The sequence below is a fragment of the Gulosibacter sp. 10 genome (assembly GCF_900163695.1).
In the GTDB taxonomy this organism is placed as follows: domain Bacteria; phylum Actinomycetota; class Actinomycetes; order Actinomycetales; family Microbacteriaceae; genus Gulosibacter.
Genome location: NZ_FUIC01000007.1, coordinates 1 through 15341 on the forward strand (window position 1 = coordinate 1; position 15341 = coordinate 15341).

A 15341-nucleotide genomic window follows, 5' to 3' on the forward strand; every position below is an offset into this window, starting at 1 on the left:
CCTCGGCGGTAACCCACCGACCAGCCGAGTACGACCAACCTCCTGACCGGGTACAGCTAGAACCGCTCCGCGAGCAGCGTCGCGAGGTGCTTGCCCTCGCGCCCGGCGAGCTGATCGGCCTGCGTGCGGCAGGAGAACCCGTCCGCGAGGAAGATCGAGTCCTCCCCCGCCTGCCGCAGCGCCGGCAGCAGCGAGTTCTCGGCCACGGCGACCGAGGTCTCGTAGTGCCCCTTCTCGAGGCCGAAGTTGCCCGCGAGCCCGCAGCAGCCCGAGAGCTGCGTGAGCTGGGCGCCGAGGCGCTGCAGCAGCGCCCGGTCGGGGCCGAAGCCGATGACCGAGTGCTGGTGGCAGTGCGGCTGCACGACGATCTCGAGCCCGTCGAGCCGCGGCAGTTCGACGGAGCCCTCGGGCTTCACCGGCGCGAGGCCGCTCAGCACCTCCGAGAGCGTGAACGTCGAATCCGCGATGAGGCGGGCGCGCGGGTCGTCCGGGAAGAGCTCGAGCAGGTCGCTGCGCAGCACGGCCGTGCAGCTCGGCTCGACGCCGACGATCGGGATGCCCGCCTCGACGGCCGGCGCGAACTCGTCCATGAGCTTCGACAGGCGCGCGCGGGCGCCGTCGAGCTGTCCGGTGGAGATCCAGGTGAGGCCGCAGCAGACCGGGCTGCCCGGGGTCACGACTTCGAGGCCGACGTGCTCGAGCACGCGCACCACGTCGTGATCGATCTCCGGGGTGAAGCCGTTGCTGAACGAGTCCGCCCAGACCATGACGCGGCCCTTTCCGGTGCGGGGCGCGGACGCGGCGAGCGCCGAGCCCGATCGCTCCGCCCTCGCGCGCTCCTTGGCGAAGGTGCGCCCCGAGATCGGGGGGATCGTCCGGCGCTTGTCGACGCCCGCGAGCGGCAGCATGAGCCTGCGCAGCCAGCCGATGCGGAACATGCCGTTCACGATCGGCGCGAACGCCGACATGAGCTTCTCCCAGCGGGGCAGCTGCCCGAGCACGTAGTGGTTCATCGGCCGCAGCCGGCCCTTGTACTTGCGGTAGAGTGTCTCCGACTTGTAGGCGGCCACGTCGACTCCGGCCGGGCAGTCGCTCGCGCACGCCTTGCACGAGAGACAGAGGTCGAGCGATTCCGCCACCTCCGCCGACTTCCAGCCGTCCTTGACGAGCCCGCCGTTCGTCATCTCCTGCAGCACGCGCGCGCGGCCGCGGGTCGAGTGGGTCTCGTCCTTCGTGGCCATGTAGCTGGGGCACATGAAGCCGCCCGCGCCGCGGTTGTCGGCACGGCATTTGCCCATGCCCACGCAGCGGTGCACGGCCTTCGTGAAGTCCCCCGCGTCCTCGGCCCACGCGAACCCGCCGCGCACGCGCGGAGTCGGCAGCGCCTGGGGCCGGCGCAGGTCCGCGTCGAGCGGCGCCGGGTCGACGAGGATCTCCGGATTGAGGAGGTTGCGGGGGTCGAAGAGCTCCTTGAGCCGGCGGAACGCTCCCAGCGCCTCCTCGGAGTACATGAGCGGCAGGAGTTCGCCGCGGGCCCGGCCGTCGCCGTGCTCCCCCGACATCGAGCCGCCGTATTCGGCGACGAGCCGGCCCGCGTCGAGCATGAAGGCGCGCATGGCGGCGCCGTCGCGCTCGAGCGGGATCGAGAGCCGCACGTGGATGCAGCCGTCGCCGAAGTGCCCGTAGGGCATGCCCTCGATGCCGTGCTGCTCCGTGAGCCTGTCGAAATCGCGGAGGTACTCGCCGAGCCGCTCGGGCGGCACCGCGGCGTCCTCGAAGCCGGGCCAGCACTGCTCGTCCGACTGCGTGCGGCTCGCGAGGCCCACGCCGTCCTCGCGCACGCGCCAGAGCGGCCGCGCCGCCGCGGCGTCGGGGATGATGGTGCTCGAGATCGCTGCGGAGGCGGCCACGAGCCTGTGGGCGCGATCGAGCGCATCCACCTCGTCCTCGCCGGGCATCTCGATGAGCAGCCAGCCGGCGCCCTCGGGCAGGGCCGCGACGGCCTCCGCGCCGTGGTGGCGGCGGACCGCGTCGACGAGGCGCGCGTCCAGCCCCTCGATCGCGCCCGGGCGCTGGTCGAGCAGCGCCGGCACGTCGTCGGCCGCGGCGACCATGGAGGGGTAGCCGAGCGCGATCGTCACGGGCGAGGAGGGGATGTCCACGAGGTCGACCGTGGCGCCGAGCACGATGCCGAGGGTGCCCTCCGAGCCGACGATCGTCTTGGCGAGCGAGTGGCCGTTCTCCGGCAGCAGCGCCTCGAGCGCGTACCCCGACACCTGCCGGCCGAAGCGGCCGAACTCGAGGCGGATGGTCGCGAGCTGCTCCATCGTGAACTCCTGCAGCCCCGGCACCACCGAGAGGTCGTCGGATGCCGTGTACCGCCGCCCGAGGCCGTCGATCACGTCGAGGTCGACGATGTTGTCCGCCGTGCGCCCGAAGCGCAGCGAGTGGGAGCCGCACGCGTTGTTGCCGATCATGCCGCCGATCGTGCACCGGGTCCACGTCGAGGGGTCGGGGCCGAAGCGGAGCCCGTGGGGTCTGGCGGCGTTCTGGAGCTGCGCGACGATGACGCCCGGGTCGACCTTGGCGGTCTTCGCCTCGGGATCGATCGAGTGGATGCGGTTGAGGTGGCGGGAGGTGTCGACGACGATGCCGCGGCCGATGGCGTTGCCGGCGATCGAGGTGCCCGCGCCGCGCATGTGCAGGGGCGTGCCGGTGGCCCTGGAGACGTCCGCGATCGCGATGAGGTCCTCGGCGGACTTGGGGAAGGCCACGACCTCCGGCACGATCCGGTAGTTCGACGCGTCGGAGGCGTACTCCGCCCGGCGCAGCGAGGAGGTGGCGACCTCGCCGTCGATGCGCTCGCGGATCATGGAGGCGATCTCGCGCTCGTCCTTCGACAGCGGTCCGCCCGGTCTCGTCTGCGCCTCGCTGATCGTCATGCCCGAGACGTCCTTTCCCAGCTTCTGGATACGGTGGTCGAGTAGGCGTGGAGCCCACCGGACAACTGTACGCGGATCGGCCGGACGGGGGACGCGGCGCGTCCGCGGGCCGGCTCACCCGGACGGCGGCGCGGGGATCTCGACGACGCTCCGCCCGCCGGTGAGATCGATGAGCTCCAGCGTCGTCGCCGAGGCCACCGGGCCCGCCGCGGTCGCCTCCGTGCCGAGCCCGCCGCGCGCGTCCCGCCAGGCGCCGAGCAGGCGCCGCCCTCCCAGCCACAGGTGCCAGCCCGCGAGCGTCCCGAGCCCGGAGCCCTCCCGGATGCTCGCCGCCGCCGCGGCGTCCTCGCCCCGGGCCGGGCCGAGGGGTGCGCGGTCGGGCAGCGCGACCCCGACGCCGCGGAGCGAGAACCGCCGCCCGTCCCAGTCGTAGTCGGCGGCGCCCTCCGCGGCCGGCCCCTGCGCGAGGCAGCGGTACTCCGCGCCGGCGGCGTCGAGCCGCGAGCGCGCGACCGCCTGGGCGCGATCGCCCACATCCACGCTCGCCCAGCGGCGGCGCAGCCGGTCCGCTACGACCGCGGTGGTGCCCGACCCGCCGAAGGGGTCGACCACGAGGTCGCCGGCCGCGGTGGTCCAGCGCAGGACGACCTCGAGCAGCCCCTCGGGCTTCTGCGTGGCGTAGCCGGTGCGCTCGGCGGAGAGGTTGAGCACGGGGCGCACGCCGAGCTCCCGCACCGCGTCGCCGTCGACGAGCGTGAGCCCGCCCTCGAGCACGTCGCGGAGGATCGTGTCGACGACGTGCCGGCCCTGGCCGTCCGTCCTCGACCCCATGAACGGCTTGTCGAGGTACTGCCGCTCGTAGAGCGGATTGACGCGGAACCGCTCGGACCGCCGGTAGAGCAGCAGGTCGTCGTGCTTGCGGGGCACCGAGGTCGTGCGCGAGGCCCCGCCGCTGCGATAGCTCCAGACCAGGCAGTTCACGAAGTGCTCGCGGCCGAAGACCTCGTCGAGCACGACGCGCACCCAGTGCGAGCTGTGCCAGTCGACGTGCACGCAGATGGCGCCGTCGGCCGCGAGCAGCTCGCGCGCGAGCACCAGCCGGGGCACTAGCATCCGCAGGTATCGCGCCGTGCCGCCCGCCCAGCGGTCGCTGTACGCGTGCAGCTCGAGGGCTCGGCGCCGCCCCGCGTCGTCCTGCGTGAGGATGCGGCTGCGGTAGTCGGCCTTCGAGTCGAAGGGCGGGTCGAGGTACACGAGCTTCGCGCGGCCCCGCCCATCCCCCGCCTCCGCCTCCGCCTCGACCACGAGGCGCGCGAGGGCCTCGAAGTTGTCGCCGTGGATGAGGCGGCCCCGCGGCGCCTCCTCGAGCGGGGCGGCCGCTGCCCGCGCACCGTCGAGGGCTGCCCGCGCCTGCAGCCTCCCCTCGGCGAGGATGCCCGGCAGCTCGTGCAGCAGGGTCCCGCTCACGCGGCCCGTCGGTTCTGCTCGCTCATGCGACCAATGTATCCGACCCCGCGGCGCGCCGTGGCGGCGGGCCGGAGCGGCGCCGCCCGACGCGAGGATGGAGGGGATCCGATCGGCGACGAGGACGGAGGAGGCCATGCGAATCGAGGTCGAGCTCTCGGCCTGGCAGTTCGACTGCTGCGGCACGATCCCCGAGATCGGCGAGGAGGTGCGCTGGACGATCTACGCGAACGACCCCGCCGCGCGGAGCGCGAGCCGCCTCCCCTCCTACTCGGAGGACCACCACGACACCCCGCCCGCGGGCGCCCCGACCCGGGCCGTCGAGGGTCTCGTCGTCGGCAGGCGCGCCGTGCGCTTCCCCGTGGTGCCCGTCATCGGCAACCCGATCGGCTCCACCGTCGACCACGCGCATCCGCGCTTCGGCGAGATCGAGGAGTTCGAGCGGGAGGGGCTCGGGTACGAGTACGTCATCGAGCTCGAGGTGCCGGACGATGCGGAGCTGCCGCCCTACGAGCGGCCGCCGAGGCGCGAGGACCGGACGGATGCCGATTCGGTGGACATGACGGACGCCGTGGGCACGGCGCTGGTCGGGCTCCTCGCCCGCCTCCGGACCGCGTACGGCGAATGCGCTCGCATCGACGTCGCCGATGGCGGCCGCGCCGTCTCGGTGCGGCCGTACGAGGAGGAGGCCACGGGCGTGCACTGGGGCCGCTTCGGCGGCGATGACCCGCGGCTGATGGCCTATGCGGGCAGGGGCCGGTGGCGGCTCCCCGACGCCGTGGAATCGGTGCGCACCATAGAGCGCCTCGCCGCCGCGGCCGCGCGGGGCGACGTCGCCGAGGTCGCCGGGCCCGATGAACCCGCGAGCATGGCGACGCTCACCCGGGCCGATCTGCACGGCGAGGAGCCGATGGTCTTCCGCCATCCCGACACGCGGCGCCGGCTCGGGACCTCGAAGGAGAACGGCGCCGTGGTGATGATGGGAAGGATGCTGCCGGCCCGCCGGTACTCCGCCTGGTCCTGAACGGCGACTGCGGCGCCCCCCGGTCGTCGCCTAGGACGAGGACACGTTGACGATCTTCGGCGCGCCCTCCTCCATCACGATGTCGCCGCGCACCTGGAAGGTCTGCGAGTGCTTCGAGGAGCTCGAGTTGCCGACCACCGTGATCTTCGCGTCGGAGGAGGTGAAGGAGGTCGCCGAGACCGAATCGAGCCCGCTCGCCTGGCTCGAGACCGTGAGCGACTTGAGATCGGTGTCCCTCGTGATGGACGGGCACTCGCCGTCCATGTTGTCCGGCACCTGCACGCAGCGGTCGATGCGGTCTCGCACCTGCGAGAGCACGGCGTCCTCGAACTTGCTGTTCGGCTTGGCGTCGAAGGAGACCGAGGCGGCGCTCCCCGAGGGGCTCGCGACCTCGACCGTCTCGGGATCGCCCTCCACGGTGAAGTACTCCCCCGCCTCCGCGCCGATGGTGTAGATGCCGGGGTACAGGTAGAGCCGCGAGGCCGAGTCGGGCAGCGCCACGGTCTGGCCGCCGATCGACAGCCCGGGGAGCCCCTTCGCGTCGATGTCCACCGCGGTGACGAGCGGCCGATCGATGGTCCACGTCTTCTCGGATCCGTCGCCCTCCGCGGTGAGCGAGAGCGTGTGCTCGAACTCCTCGCCCTCGAGCGAGAGCGTCACGAGCACGCTCGCCGTCTCGGCGGTCTGCTCGACGCGCTCGACCCCGATCACCTCGACGCGCGAGTCGGCGTGCGCGAGCGCCTCCGCGGCGACGACGTCGTCCTCGCCGAGCCCGGTCGCGGGGTCGACGAGGTCGTTCGCGGCCGAGAACTCGCCCTCGGCGATGTGCCCGACGTACTGGTCGACCGTCTCGACGGGCGCGTCGAAGCCGAAGACGTCGAGGCCGCCGCCCGTCTCGGTGGCCTTCGGGCCGCGCTCGCCGTCGGCGGTGGCCTCCTCGAGCGAGGCGTTGTCCGAGTTGAGCCACCAGAAGCCCACGGCCACGATGAGCACGAGGACGACCACCATCGCCGTGACGAGCCACGCGGCGCCGCGCCGACGCGGCGCCGAGGGCTCCTCCTCCGCCTGCGGCTCCGGCTCGGCCCCCGGGGCGAGCAGCCCGTCGAAGAGATCGGGACCGGTCTCCGTCGGAACGGGTTCCGCCTGCGGCGGCGTCCCGAGCGGCGGCAGCTCGGGCCACTCCTGCCCGTACGCCTGCGTCGGCTCCTGGTCCGGGGAGCCCGCGCCCTGCGGGAGCCGGTTCGGGGACTGGTCGGGATCGTCGTGGCCGGGATGGTTCATGGAGGTCCAGTTTCTGGGTCGTCTCGCTGCGGGAACCCATCGATCCTAGCCAAGGGGCCCGAGGGAGGGGAATGCCGCGGGCCTACTCCGCCTTCGTGCGCCGACGTTCGAGCTCGAAGATGCCCCATCCGGCCAGCACGAGCACGACGGCGAGGCCGAAGACCGCGAAGGGGAGGTCGCCGCCGGTCACGGCGATGTCGCCGCCCGCGTCGGCCGGCTCGGCATCCTGGCCGGGAGTCCGTTCCGGCACGGCGGCCTCCTGCGTGGCGGACGTCTCCTCCGGTCCGGCACCGCCCTCGGATTCCTCGGCGGGCGACGCGCCGGGAGCGGTCTCGGCCGTCTCGCCGGGCTCGTCGGCGGGCGCGTTCGACGACGCCGTCGGCGAGGGGTCGCCGACGAATTCGAAGGTCCAGAACGACGCCTCGGGGTCGCCCTCGCTCCAGTCGAAGCGGATGCGCTCCTGCGCCGGGTCGGTCACCACGATCTGCAGCCCCTCGGCCGGGATCTCGACGGCGCCGGAGACCTCGCCCAGCGAGTGCTCGATCGGCGTGCCGTTGTCGAGGTAGAAGCCGACGAAGGTGCTCGACTGCCAGCGCGGCTCGACCGCGGTCCCGTTCTCCGTCAGCGGGGCCGCGAAGTAGAGCAGCCCCTCGTCGTCGGGCACCTCGACCGTGTTCGCCTCGGCGCCCTCCGCGGGAGCCTGCGGAGCGGTCTGGCACCGGGCCGCGAGCGCGCCGTCGTTGAATCCGTCGCCGACGACGCCGACGCTCAGCCCGCGCTCGTCGATCGGGATCTCCAGCGCGGTCCAGGTGCCGGGCTCGAGCGACGCGTCGCCCTCCCAGAGCACCGCCCCGCCCGATTCGCCGACGGCCGTCGCGGCGACCTCGATCTCGCCGTCGCCCTCATAGCCTTCCGACACGCTCAGGATGAGCTCGGCGGTGCCGGAATCGCCGGTGCCGCAGTCGACGTGCGGCGGCATCCCCGCCCAGGCGTCGTCGCCGTAGGCGTGCGGATCGAAGGGCAGGTCTAGCGGACCGGCCTGCTCGGCGAGCGCGATCGCCCCGCCGCCGGCTGTGAGCACCGCGCCTGCCGAGGCTGCCAGCATCCATCGTGTGAATCGACGCACCCGTCCCCTTTCGAACAAGGGCCACAGCATACCCGCCGAGGCTCCCCGTCTCCGCACAGCGATTCCCCAGGACCGGAGGACGAGGCGCGGCCGGGCCTCGACGGACCCGGCCGCGCCTGCGACGCCCCCGCTACTTCGCGAAGCGGAAGAGCTTCTTGTTCGCGAACTCGAGCATGCCGACGCGGCCGAGCTCGCGCCCGTAGCCGGAGCGCTTCACGCCGCCGAAGGGCACATCCGCGCCCTCGAGACCCGCGCCGCCGATGAAGACCATGCCCACGTCGAGCTGCGAGCCCACCCGCTCCGCCCGCTCGAGGTCGTCGCAGATGACGATGGACCCGAGGCCGTAGGGCGAGGAGTTCGCGAGCGCGATGGCCTCCTCGTCGTTCGAGACGCGGTAGAGCTGCGCGACCGGGCCGAAGAGCTCTTCGCCGTACACGTCCATGTCGGGCGTGATGCCCCCGATGACCGTCGGCGGGTAGACGTTCCCCTCGGCCTCGGTGCCGCCCACGAGCACCTCCGCGCCCTGGTCCACGGCGCCCCGCACCTGCTCGACGAGCCGCTCGGTGGCCGCCGCGGAGGAGAGCGGGCCGAAGTCGCCCTGCTCGTAGGACTGCCCGCCGATGGCCGCCTTGAACTTCTCGGCGAACTCGTCGAAGTACTCGTCCGCGACGACGATGCGCTTCGAGCCGTTGCACGCCTGGCCGCTGTTCTCCATGCGGCCCGCCACGGCGTGCTGGACCGCCTCGTCCAGATCGTCGGTGTCGAGCACCAGGAAGACATCGGAGCCGCCGAGCTCGAGCACGCACTTCTTCAGCGCGCGCCCGGCCTGCTCGGCGACGATGGCGCCCGCGCGCTCCGAACCGGTGAGGGAGACGCCCTGCACGCGGTCGTCCGCGATGATGTCGGAGATCTGCTCGTGCGTGGCGAACACGTTGACGTACGCGCCCTCGGGGAAGCCGGCGTCGCGGAACAGCTGTGCGAGCGCGAGCGCGGACTCGGGGCACTGCTCGGCGTGCTTGAGCACGACCGTGTTGCCCAGGAGGAGGTTCGGCACCGCGAAGCGGGCGACCTGGTAGTAGGGGAAGTTCCAGGGCATGATGCCGAGGATCACGCCGATGCCCTGGTAGCGGAAGAACGTTCGCAGGCCGTCCTCGACCTCGATGGGCTCGTCGGCGAGCCACTCTTCCGCCTTCTCGGCGAACTTCCCGGTGATCTGGCCGGAGAACTCCGCCTCGCCGATCGACTGGTCGAGCGGCTTGCCCATCTCTCGCTGGATGATGGCGCCGAGCTCGTCCTTGCGCTCCTCGAACAGCTCGGCTGCCCGCTTCGCGAGGGCGGCGCGCTCCGCCACCGTGGTGGTGCGCGACCACTCCCGATAGGTGCGGTGCGCCGAGTCGAGGGCCGCCTCGATCTCCTCGGCGGTGGCGACGGGGTACTCGGCGACGGTCTCGCCATTGGCGGGATTGATGACGGCGAAATTAGCCATGGGTATCGAACTCCAGCTCTTGGTTCTTCGTTGAATGTGGTGAGGGTGGTCGATGGGCCGGACGCGCGCTTCGGCGCCCGCGTCTCGTTCATCGGGATCGAGACGCCCGAACGCATTCGAGCATACCCGGTAAATTACTCTCATTCATTTATTTTTCCTGAGCCCTCGCCCCCGATCGTCTCCGGCCCGAACGCGAAGTAGAGGGGGTAGTGCAGGCTGCAGCGCTCGTTGAAGCGGGCCCCGCAGCCGGGGCACGCGGAGACCGCCATGTACTCGAGCACCGGCAGCTCCCGCCGGCATCGGCCGCACAGCACCGCGGGCTCGAGCGCCTCCCGCTCGGGCCACTGCCGCGCCGGATGACCGGCGGCCTCCTCGTGGCAGCGGTGGCACGGGTAGTACTCGTCGCAGCACTTGAACTTGATCGCGATGACATCGGTGGGCCCGTGGTAGTGGACGCACCGGGTCTCGTCGTCGATCGTCGGCCCCAGGACGCGGGGCGGCCTCCGTGCTCGCTCGTTCATCGCCCCCATTGTGCCCGCGCGGGTTCCGCTTCATCTCGGAGGCCTCCAAAACGCGAGGCCTGCCACGCGAGGGTTCGCCCAATTGTCAGCACAACGGCGGCGCTCTGGAACACTGGTGTGGTTGGCCGCGGCCGGAATCGCTCGTCCGCCGCGGCCCGTCGTCCGTACACATGCAAGGAGCCTCGATGCCCAACCCCACCGCACCGCACAAGCCGAACGTCCCGGCCGAGATCTCGCGCTCGTGGCTGCTGCTCTCGGCGCGCGCCGAGGACCGATTCGACTCGGCGCTCGCCTCGAGGGCGGATCAGCTCATCCTCGACAACGAGGACGGCGTGGACCCCGCCCACAAGGACGAGGCCCGGCAGAGCATCCTCGACTGGTTCTCCGGCGGCGGCCGCGGGTGGGTGCGCATCAACGTGCACGGCACCTCGTTCTGGGAGGAGGACATCGACGCGCTCAAGGGGAACCCCCAGCTGCGCGGCGTGATGCTGCCCAAGGCCGAGACCCCCGAGCAGGTCGCGGAGACCTACGAGCGGTTCGGCGGCGACACCCCCGTCATCGCGCTGATCGAGACGGCCCTCGGCATCGAGAACGCCGTGGCCACCGCGCAGGCGCCGGGCGTCTTCCGCCTGGGCTTCGGCAGCGGCGACTACCGCCGCGACACCGGCACCGCGGCGGACGACCTGGCGATGGCCTACCCCCGCTCCCGCCTCGTCATCGCGAGCACGATCGCCGGGCTCACCGGACCGATCGACGGGCCGACCGTGAGCAAGAGCCATCCTGTGCTCCGCAGCCAGTCCGAGACCGCGGTGAGCCTCGGCCTCACGGGCAAGCTCTGCCTCGACGTCGAGCAGCTGCCCGTGATCAACGAGTGCTTCAGCCCGCCCGCCTCGGACGTCGGCTGGGCCCGCGACTTCCTCGACGACTTCAACGCCCGGGGTCGCGTGATCCGCGACGGCAGCGATCTGCCCCGCCTGCATCGCGCCGAGCGGATCGACTCGCTCGCGCGGGCGTTCGGCGTCGGACCCATCGCTTAGGGCCGAGCCCGTGCTTCGCGAGGCCCCCGACTCGATCCGGCTGGAGCCGGATCCTGCTCGGGGCGCCTCGATGAACGGCGTCGTCCGCATCGCCGGCATCGTCGCGGCCGTGATCTCGATCTGGGGGCTGCTCTGGTTCACCGGCACGATCGTCTTCGCGGATCGGTTCGCGGCGTTCCTCGGCGAGGACGCCGACCGCGGCGGCGTGATCCTCATCGGGATCGTGGGCATCGTCGCGTGCCTGCTCGCCGGCGCCTTCGCCATCCTCTGCCGCAGGAGCCTTCGCGCCTCGCGGCGGATCGCCGCGCAGCCGCTGCTCATGGAGGTGCGCCACGACGGCGTGCGCACCGCGGACCGGAGCCTCGCGCTCGCCGAGCTGCGCGCGATCCGCGTTCGCTGGCACGGACCCCGGTCCGCGCCCGTCATGAGCGCGGGCGATCATCTGGGACGGGCCGCGGTCGACGCGTACGAGGGGCGCACCGGCGCCGGCAGCACCAGGACGCTGCACTTCGACCTGCGCGACGGCGGGGTCGAATCGGTGTTCGTGGCGAACTACGCCGACGACCGGGAGTTCGGCCGCATCGTCTGGGCCCTCGAGCGGACCTTCCCGCCGCAGGGCGTCCCGGTCTCGGTCGAGGGTCAGGCGCGCTTCGACGGCCGGGCGCGCTTCGACGGATAGGATGCGCGCATGTATTTCATCGTCGTCAAGTACCGGGTGAAGCCCGAGTTCGCCGAGTCCTTCATCGAGCGCACCGCCGAGTTCACCGCCGCCACCCGGGCCGAGCCGGGCAACCTGTGGTTCGACTGGTCGCGGAGCGTGGAGGATCCGGAGGAGTTCGTGCTCGTCGAGGCGTTCGCGGATGACGACGCCGCGGCCGCGCACGTCGGGTCCGAGCATTTCGCCAGGGGGCTCGACACGATCCGGCCGCTGATCGTCAGCACGCCCAGGATCGTCTCGCGCAAGGTCGAGGGCTCGGGCTGGGATGCGATGGGCGAGCTGCGGATCGACGAGGACTGAGCCTCAGGGGCGGCTCCAAGCCGGATGCGCGACCCTATCGGGATCCCCGCCGATCATTCGAGGAGCACATCATGGCCGCGCAACTCGCCCCCTACATCGCCCTGCCCGGCACCGCCGCCGAGGCCTTCCGCCACTGGCACGAGGTCCTCGGCGGCGAGGTCGCCATCATGACCTACGGCGACGCCCCGCTCGAGGGGATGCCGTTCGAGCCCGACCCGGATCTGGTGGCCCACGCGACGCTCGAGACGCCGGGCGGCACCATCGCCGGCGGCGACGCCATGGGCGACGACCGCGAGTACCCGATCCGCGATACCGCCTACTCGCTGCTCTACACCGTCGACACGGAGGCGGAGGCACGCGAGCTCTTCCAGCGCTTCCTCGACGGCGGGGGCTCCCAGAACATGCCGCTCGAACGGGCGCCCTGGGGCGACTGGTACGGCCAGGTCTTCGACCGGTTCGGCGTCATGTGGGCGATCAACGCCCCCGGCGCCTGACCGCGACGCGAGGACGACGGAGCCGCGGACCGCGAAGGGCCCGCTCGGTACGCCGAGCGGGCCCTCGCCTCGTCGCGGCCGACGGGCCGCCGGTCGACCGCTAGTAGACCGTGTCGCAGGTCATGCGGATCTCGAACTCGAGCGGGTTGCTGTACTCGTAATCGCTCATGTCGAAGGCGGTTCCCGAGGCCTGGAACGTGCCGTTGTCGAAGGTCATCGTGACGTCGCCCTCGCCCGAGGTCGAGCTCCAGAACAGGTAGGGCTCGCTGCCGGAGACATCGCCCGTGGAGAGCATGAGCGAGTCGGGCTCGCCCTGCTCGTCGGTGGACGCCATCAGCGTGGGGCCGGTCTCCTCGGCGTCGTAGGCGATGTCGCCGTCGCTCGCGATGATGTACGCGTCGGTGCTGCCCGAGCTGCACATGGACTCCCAGTTCACGTCCGAGAGGTCGATGTCGCCGTAGACGACCACATCTCCGGAGCCGCCGCCCGAGCCACCGGAACCGCCGGAGCCCGAGCCGCCCGAACCCGCATCGCCGTTCGCGCCGGACCCGTCCGCCCCCGCGTTCGAGCTCTCCTCGCCGCCCGCCTGCGCGTCGCCGTTCTGCTCGGCGGCGCCCGGGAACGGGAAGGGCAGCCCGCCGCCGTCCCCGCCCGAGCCGGTCTCCCCCGCGCCGCCGTCCTGGGTGGCGGCCGGCTCCCGATCGCGGCTCTCGCTCTCGGAGTCGCCGTCGCCGCTGCAGGCGGTGAGGCCGATCAGCGAGAGGGGCAGGATCGCGGACAGTGCAAGAGTCTTGCGGAGCGGGCGCAGGGTACGCATGATACGGCTCGATTCAGTTCACGGGCGGTCAAGGCTGACCTCAATGGTACCGAGTCGCCTCGCCTGGCAGCACCGTCGAGCAGCGTACCTGCGCATGCTTCCTGAGGCTGATTCGGCGCGGTCAGCCGGCGCAGCGGAACTCCACCGAATAGACGGTGTCGGCCTCCTCCGCGACGTCGGCGCCGTCGTAGCTGACGCCTCGGCCCGTCGAGCTCACGACGAGGCCGTCGAGGATGATCGATCCGTTCCCGTGCTTGCTGCCCGGATTCACGTTGAGCCCCGAACGGTCCCGGGAGCTCTCCCCCGGCGCCGTCTCGGTGTAGGAGAAGGACGCGAGCGAGTCCGTTCCCGCGCCGACCAGGACGATGACGTGGTCGACGCCCTCCTCGTCCTCGGCGGAGGCGATGACGGTGGGGCTCGTGTCGAGTCCGCTGCAGCTGATCCGCCAGTCGAGGCTCGTGAGATCCTCCTCGCCGATGCGGACCTCCTGCGCCGTGGCGACATCGGGCTGGACGCCGGCGTCGCCGCCGTCCGAGGCATCGCCGCCCTCGGTCTGGCCGGGGAGCAGGCCGTCCGTGCCGGGGGTCTCCCCGGCGGTGGTCTCCGGGCCGCTCGTGGGCGCGTCGGTCGACAGCGGAATGGGTTCGCCGGAGCAGCCCGAAAGCGCGACCGTCGCGAGTGCGAGCAGCCCCAGCCCCCACAGTCCTATCCGCACGCGTCGTGCCACGTCTTCCCTTCCGCACCGCGGCAGTCGCTACGGCGTCTCACGACCGCCTAGCCTACCGGGCGCTCCCGTGGCCGAGGATCACGATTTCGACGCGATCGGCGGCTCAGGCGGATTTCTCGTTCCGGATCGGCTTCGGCTCCTTCGGCACGATGCTCGGCGCCGCGTTCTCACGCACGACCTCGGCCGTGATCTCGACCCGCTCGACGTCGTCGCGCGAGGGGATGTCGAACATGATCGGTCCGAGCACCTCCTCGAGGATCGCCCGCAGCCCGCGCGCGCCCGTCTTGCGCTCCACCGCGAGCTGCGCGATCGCGCGGAGCGCATCGTCCTCGAAGTGGAGCTCGACCTCGTCGAGCTCGAACATCTTCTTGTACTGACTCACGAGCGCGTTCCGCGGCTCGACCAGGATGCGCACGAGGGCGTCCTCGTCGAGGGGCTCTACCGTCGTGATGACCGGCAGGCGGCCGATGAACTCGGGGATGAGCCCGAACTTGTGGAGGTCCTCGGGCTGCACGTCCGCGAACACGTCGTCGGTCACGCCCGGCGTGTTCAGCGGCGAGCCGAACCCGATGCCCTTCTTCCCCGCCCGGGAGGCGATGATCTCCTCGAGCCCCGCGAATGCGCCCGCGCAGATGAACAGCACGTTGGTCGTGTCGATCTCGATGAACTCCTGCTGCGGGTGCTTGCGCCCGCCCTGCGGGGGGACCGACGCGGTCGTGCCCTCGAGGATCTTCAACAGCGCCTGCTGCACGCCCTCGCCGGAGACGTCGCGGGTGATCGAGGGGTTCTCGGCCTTGCGCGCGATCTTGTCGATCTCGTCGATGTAGATGATGCCGGTCTCGGCCCGCTGCACGTCGTACTCCGCCGCCTGCAGCAGCTTGAGCAGGATGTTCTCGACGTCCTCGCCGACATAGCCGGCCTCGGTGAGCGAGGTGGCGTCCGCCACCGCGAAGGGCACGTTGAGCCTTCGGGCGAGCGACTGCGCGAGATAGGTCTTCCCCGTGCCGGTGGGGCCGATGAGGAGGATGTTCGACTTCGCGATCTCCACCGCGTCCTCGTCGGGCTCGCGCTCCTCGTCCACCGCGGCGAGCTCGCCGCGCGCCTTGATGCGCTTGTAGTGGTTGTAGACCGCCACGGAGAGCGCGCGCTTCGCGTCCTCCTGGCCGACCACGTACTGCTGGAGGAACTCGAAGATGTCGCGGGGCTTCGGCAGGTCGAGGCCCAGCACCTCCTCGGGCGCCTGCTCGTCCATGCGCTCGCGGATGATCTCGTTGCAGAGCTCGACGCATTCGTCGCAGATGTAGACGCCAGGACCAGCGATGAGCTGCTTGACCTGCTTCTGACTCTTTCCGCAGAACGAGCACTTCAACAGATCGCCGCTTTCACCGATGCGTGCCATGGGTT

At 71.7% G+C, this 15341-nt stretch carries 14 protein-coding genes; 5 read left to right on the forward strand and 9 right to left on the reverse strand.

Going from position 1 to position 15341, the window contains the following annotated elements; genetic code table 11:
- Positions 1–56 precede the first annotated feature (56 nt).
- Both FM112_RS01430 and FM112_RS01435 read right to left on the reverse strand, forming a co-directional pair.
- Positions 57–2942 carry an FAD-binding and (Fe-S)-binding domain-containing protein gene (locus FM112_RS01430; RefSeq protein ID WP_087002508.1) on the reverse strand — a complete coding sequence of 962 codons (2886 nt, stop codon included), beginning with the start codon at positions 2940–2942 and terminating at the stop codon, positions 57–59.
- Between the two features lie 114 nt (positions 2943–3056).
- Positions 3057–4409: a DNA methyltransferase gene (locus FM112_RS01435; RefSeq protein WP_176386616.1), complete on the reverse strand. Its 1353-nt coding sequence runs from the start codon at positions 4407–4409 to the stop codon at positions 3057–3059.
- 133 nt (positions 4410–4542) lie between these two features.
- Here FM112_RS01435 and FM112_RS01440 point away from each other — a divergent pair, with 133 nt between their 5' ends.
- Entirely contained in the window at positions 4543–5430 is an 888-nt protein-coding gene (locus tag FM112_RS01440; protein WP_140400529.1) for a DUF6578 domain-containing protein, read from the forward strand.
- A gap of 30 nt (positions 5431–5460) precedes the next feature.
- Here FM112_RS01440 and FM112_RS01445 read toward each other — a convergent pair whose 3' ends face one another.
- The 4 genes from FM112_RS01445 to FM112_RS01460 form a co-directional block, all read right to left on the reverse strand.
- Entirely contained in the window at positions 5461–6711 is a 1251-nt protein-coding gene (locus FM112_RS01445) for a hypothetical protein (RefSeq protein WP_087002514.1), read from the reverse strand.
- Positions 6712–6793: 82 nt separating this feature from the next.
- On the reverse strand, positions 6794–7816 hold the full coding sequence (locus FM112_RS01450; RefSeq protein WP_087002516.1) for a hypothetical protein: 1023 nt from the start codon (positions 7814–7816) through the stop codon (positions 6794–6796).
- A gap of 151 nt (positions 7817–7967) precedes the next feature.
- Positions 7968–9323 carry an NAD-dependent succinate-semialdehyde dehydrogenase gene (locus FM112_RS01455; RefSeq protein WP_087002518.1) on the reverse strand — a complete coding sequence of 452 codons (1356 nt, stop codon included), beginning with the start codon at positions 9321–9323 and terminating at the stop codon, positions 7968–7970.
- A 140-nt stretch (positions 9324–9463) separates the two neighbouring features.
- Positions 9464–9844, reverse strand: coding sequence for a CHY zinc finger protein (locus tag FM112_RS01460; protein WP_087002914.1), 381 nt, complete (start codon positions 9842–9844; stop codon positions 9464–9466).
- 185 nt (positions 9845–10029) lie between these two features.
- Between FM112_RS01460 and FM112_RS01465 the strand changes: the two genes are divergently transcribed.
- The 4 genes from FM112_RS01465 to FM112_RS01480 all read left to right on the forward strand — a co-directional run bounded on the left by FM112_RS01465 (position 10030) and on the right by FM112_RS01480 (position 12393).
- Positions 10030–10881, forward strand: coding sequence for a CoA ester lyase (locus FM112_RS01465; RefSeq protein WP_087002520.1), 852 nt, complete (start codon positions 10030–10032; stop codon positions 10879–10881).
- Positions 10882–10951: 70 nt separating this feature from the next.
- Positions 10952–11560 (forward strand): hypothetical protein, encoded by a 609-nt coding sequence (locus FM112_RS01470; protein WP_140400530.1) that lies wholly within the window; start codon positions 10952–10954, stop codon positions 11558–11560.
- 9 nt (positions 11561–11569) lie between these two features.
- Complete coding sequence (locus FM112_RS01475; protein ID WP_087002524.1) at positions 11570–11899, forward strand: putative quinol monooxygenase; 330 nt, start codon at positions 11570–11572, stop codon at positions 11897–11899.
- A gap of 71 nt (positions 11900–11970) precedes the next feature.
- Positions 11971–12393, forward strand: a complete 423-nt coding sequence (locus FM112_RS01480) for a VOC family protein (protein WP_087002526.1) — start codon at positions 11971–11973, stop codon at positions 12391–12393.
- A 100-nt stretch (positions 12394–12493) separates the two neighbouring features.
- Here the strand turns inward: FM112_RS01480 and FM112_RS01485 are convergent, their stop codons facing one another.
- The 3 genes from FM112_RS01485 to clpX form a co-directional block, all read right to left on the reverse strand.
- Entirely contained in the window at positions 12494–13210 is a 717-nt protein-coding gene (locus tag FM112_RS01485; RefSeq protein WP_087002528.1) for a hypothetical protein, read from the reverse strand.
- 121 nt (positions 13211–13331) lie between these two features.
- A complete protein-coding gene (locus FM112_RS01490) occupies positions 13332–13937 on the reverse strand; it encodes a hypothetical protein (RefSeq protein ID WP_140400531.1) in 606 nt (201 codons plus the stop codon).
- Positions 13938–14040: 103 nt separating this feature from the next.
- A complete protein-coding gene (gene clpX, locus FM112_RS01495) occupies positions 14041–15336 on the reverse strand; it encodes an ATP-dependent Clp protease ATP-binding subunit ClpX (protein WP_087002532.1) in 1296 nt (431 codons plus the stop codon).
- Between the last annotated feature and the right edge of the window lie 5 nt (positions 15337–15341).

Coding starts and splice junctions, on each gene's coding strand:
- FM112_RS01430 (WP_087002508.1), bottom strand. CDS start 2,942: ATGACGATCAGCGAGGCGCAGACGAGACCGGGCGGACCGCTGTCGAAG.
- FM112_RS01440 (WP_140400529.1), top strand. CDS start 4,543: ATGCGAATCGAGGTCGAGCTCTCGGCCTGGCAGTTCGACTGCTGCGGC.
- FM112_RS01445 (WP_087002514.1), bottom strand. CDS start 6,711: ATGAACCATCCCGGCCACGACGATCCCGACCAGTCCCCGAACCGGCTC.
- FM112_RS01450 (WP_087002516.1), bottom strand. CDS start 7,816: ATGCTGGCAGCCTCGGCAGGCGCGGTGCTCACAGCCGGCGGCGGGGCG.
- FM112_RS01455 (WP_087002518.1), bottom strand. CDS start 9,323: ATGGCTAATTTCGCCGTCATCAATCCCGCCAATGGCGAGACCGTCGCC.
- FM112_RS01460 (WP_087002914.1), bottom strand. CDS start 9,844: ATGAACGAGCGAGCACGGAGGCCGCCCCGCGTCCTGGGGCCGACGATC.
- FM112_RS01465 (WP_087002520.1), top strand. CDS start 10,030: ATGCCCAACCCCACCGCACCGCACAAGCCGAACGTCCCGGCCGAGATC.
- FM112_RS01470 (WP_140400530.1), top strand. CDS start 10,952: ATGAACGGCGTCGTCCGCATCGCCGGCATCGTCGCGGCCGTGATCTCG.
- FM112_RS01475 (WP_087002524.1), top strand. CDS start 11,570: ATGTATTTCATCGTCGTCAAGTACCGGGTGAAGCCCGAGTTCGCCGAG.
- FM112_RS01480 (WP_087002526.1), top strand. CDS start 11,971: ATGGCCGCGCAACTCGCCCCCTACATCGCCCTGCCCGGCACCGCCGCC.
- FM112_RS01485 (WP_087002528.1), bottom strand. CDS start 13,210: ATGCGTACCCTGCGCCCGCTCCGCAAGACTCTTGCACTGTCCGCGATC.
- clpX (WP_087002532.1), bottom strand. CDS start 15,336: ATGGCACGCATCGGTGAAAGCGGCGATCTGTTGAAGTGCTCGTTCTGC.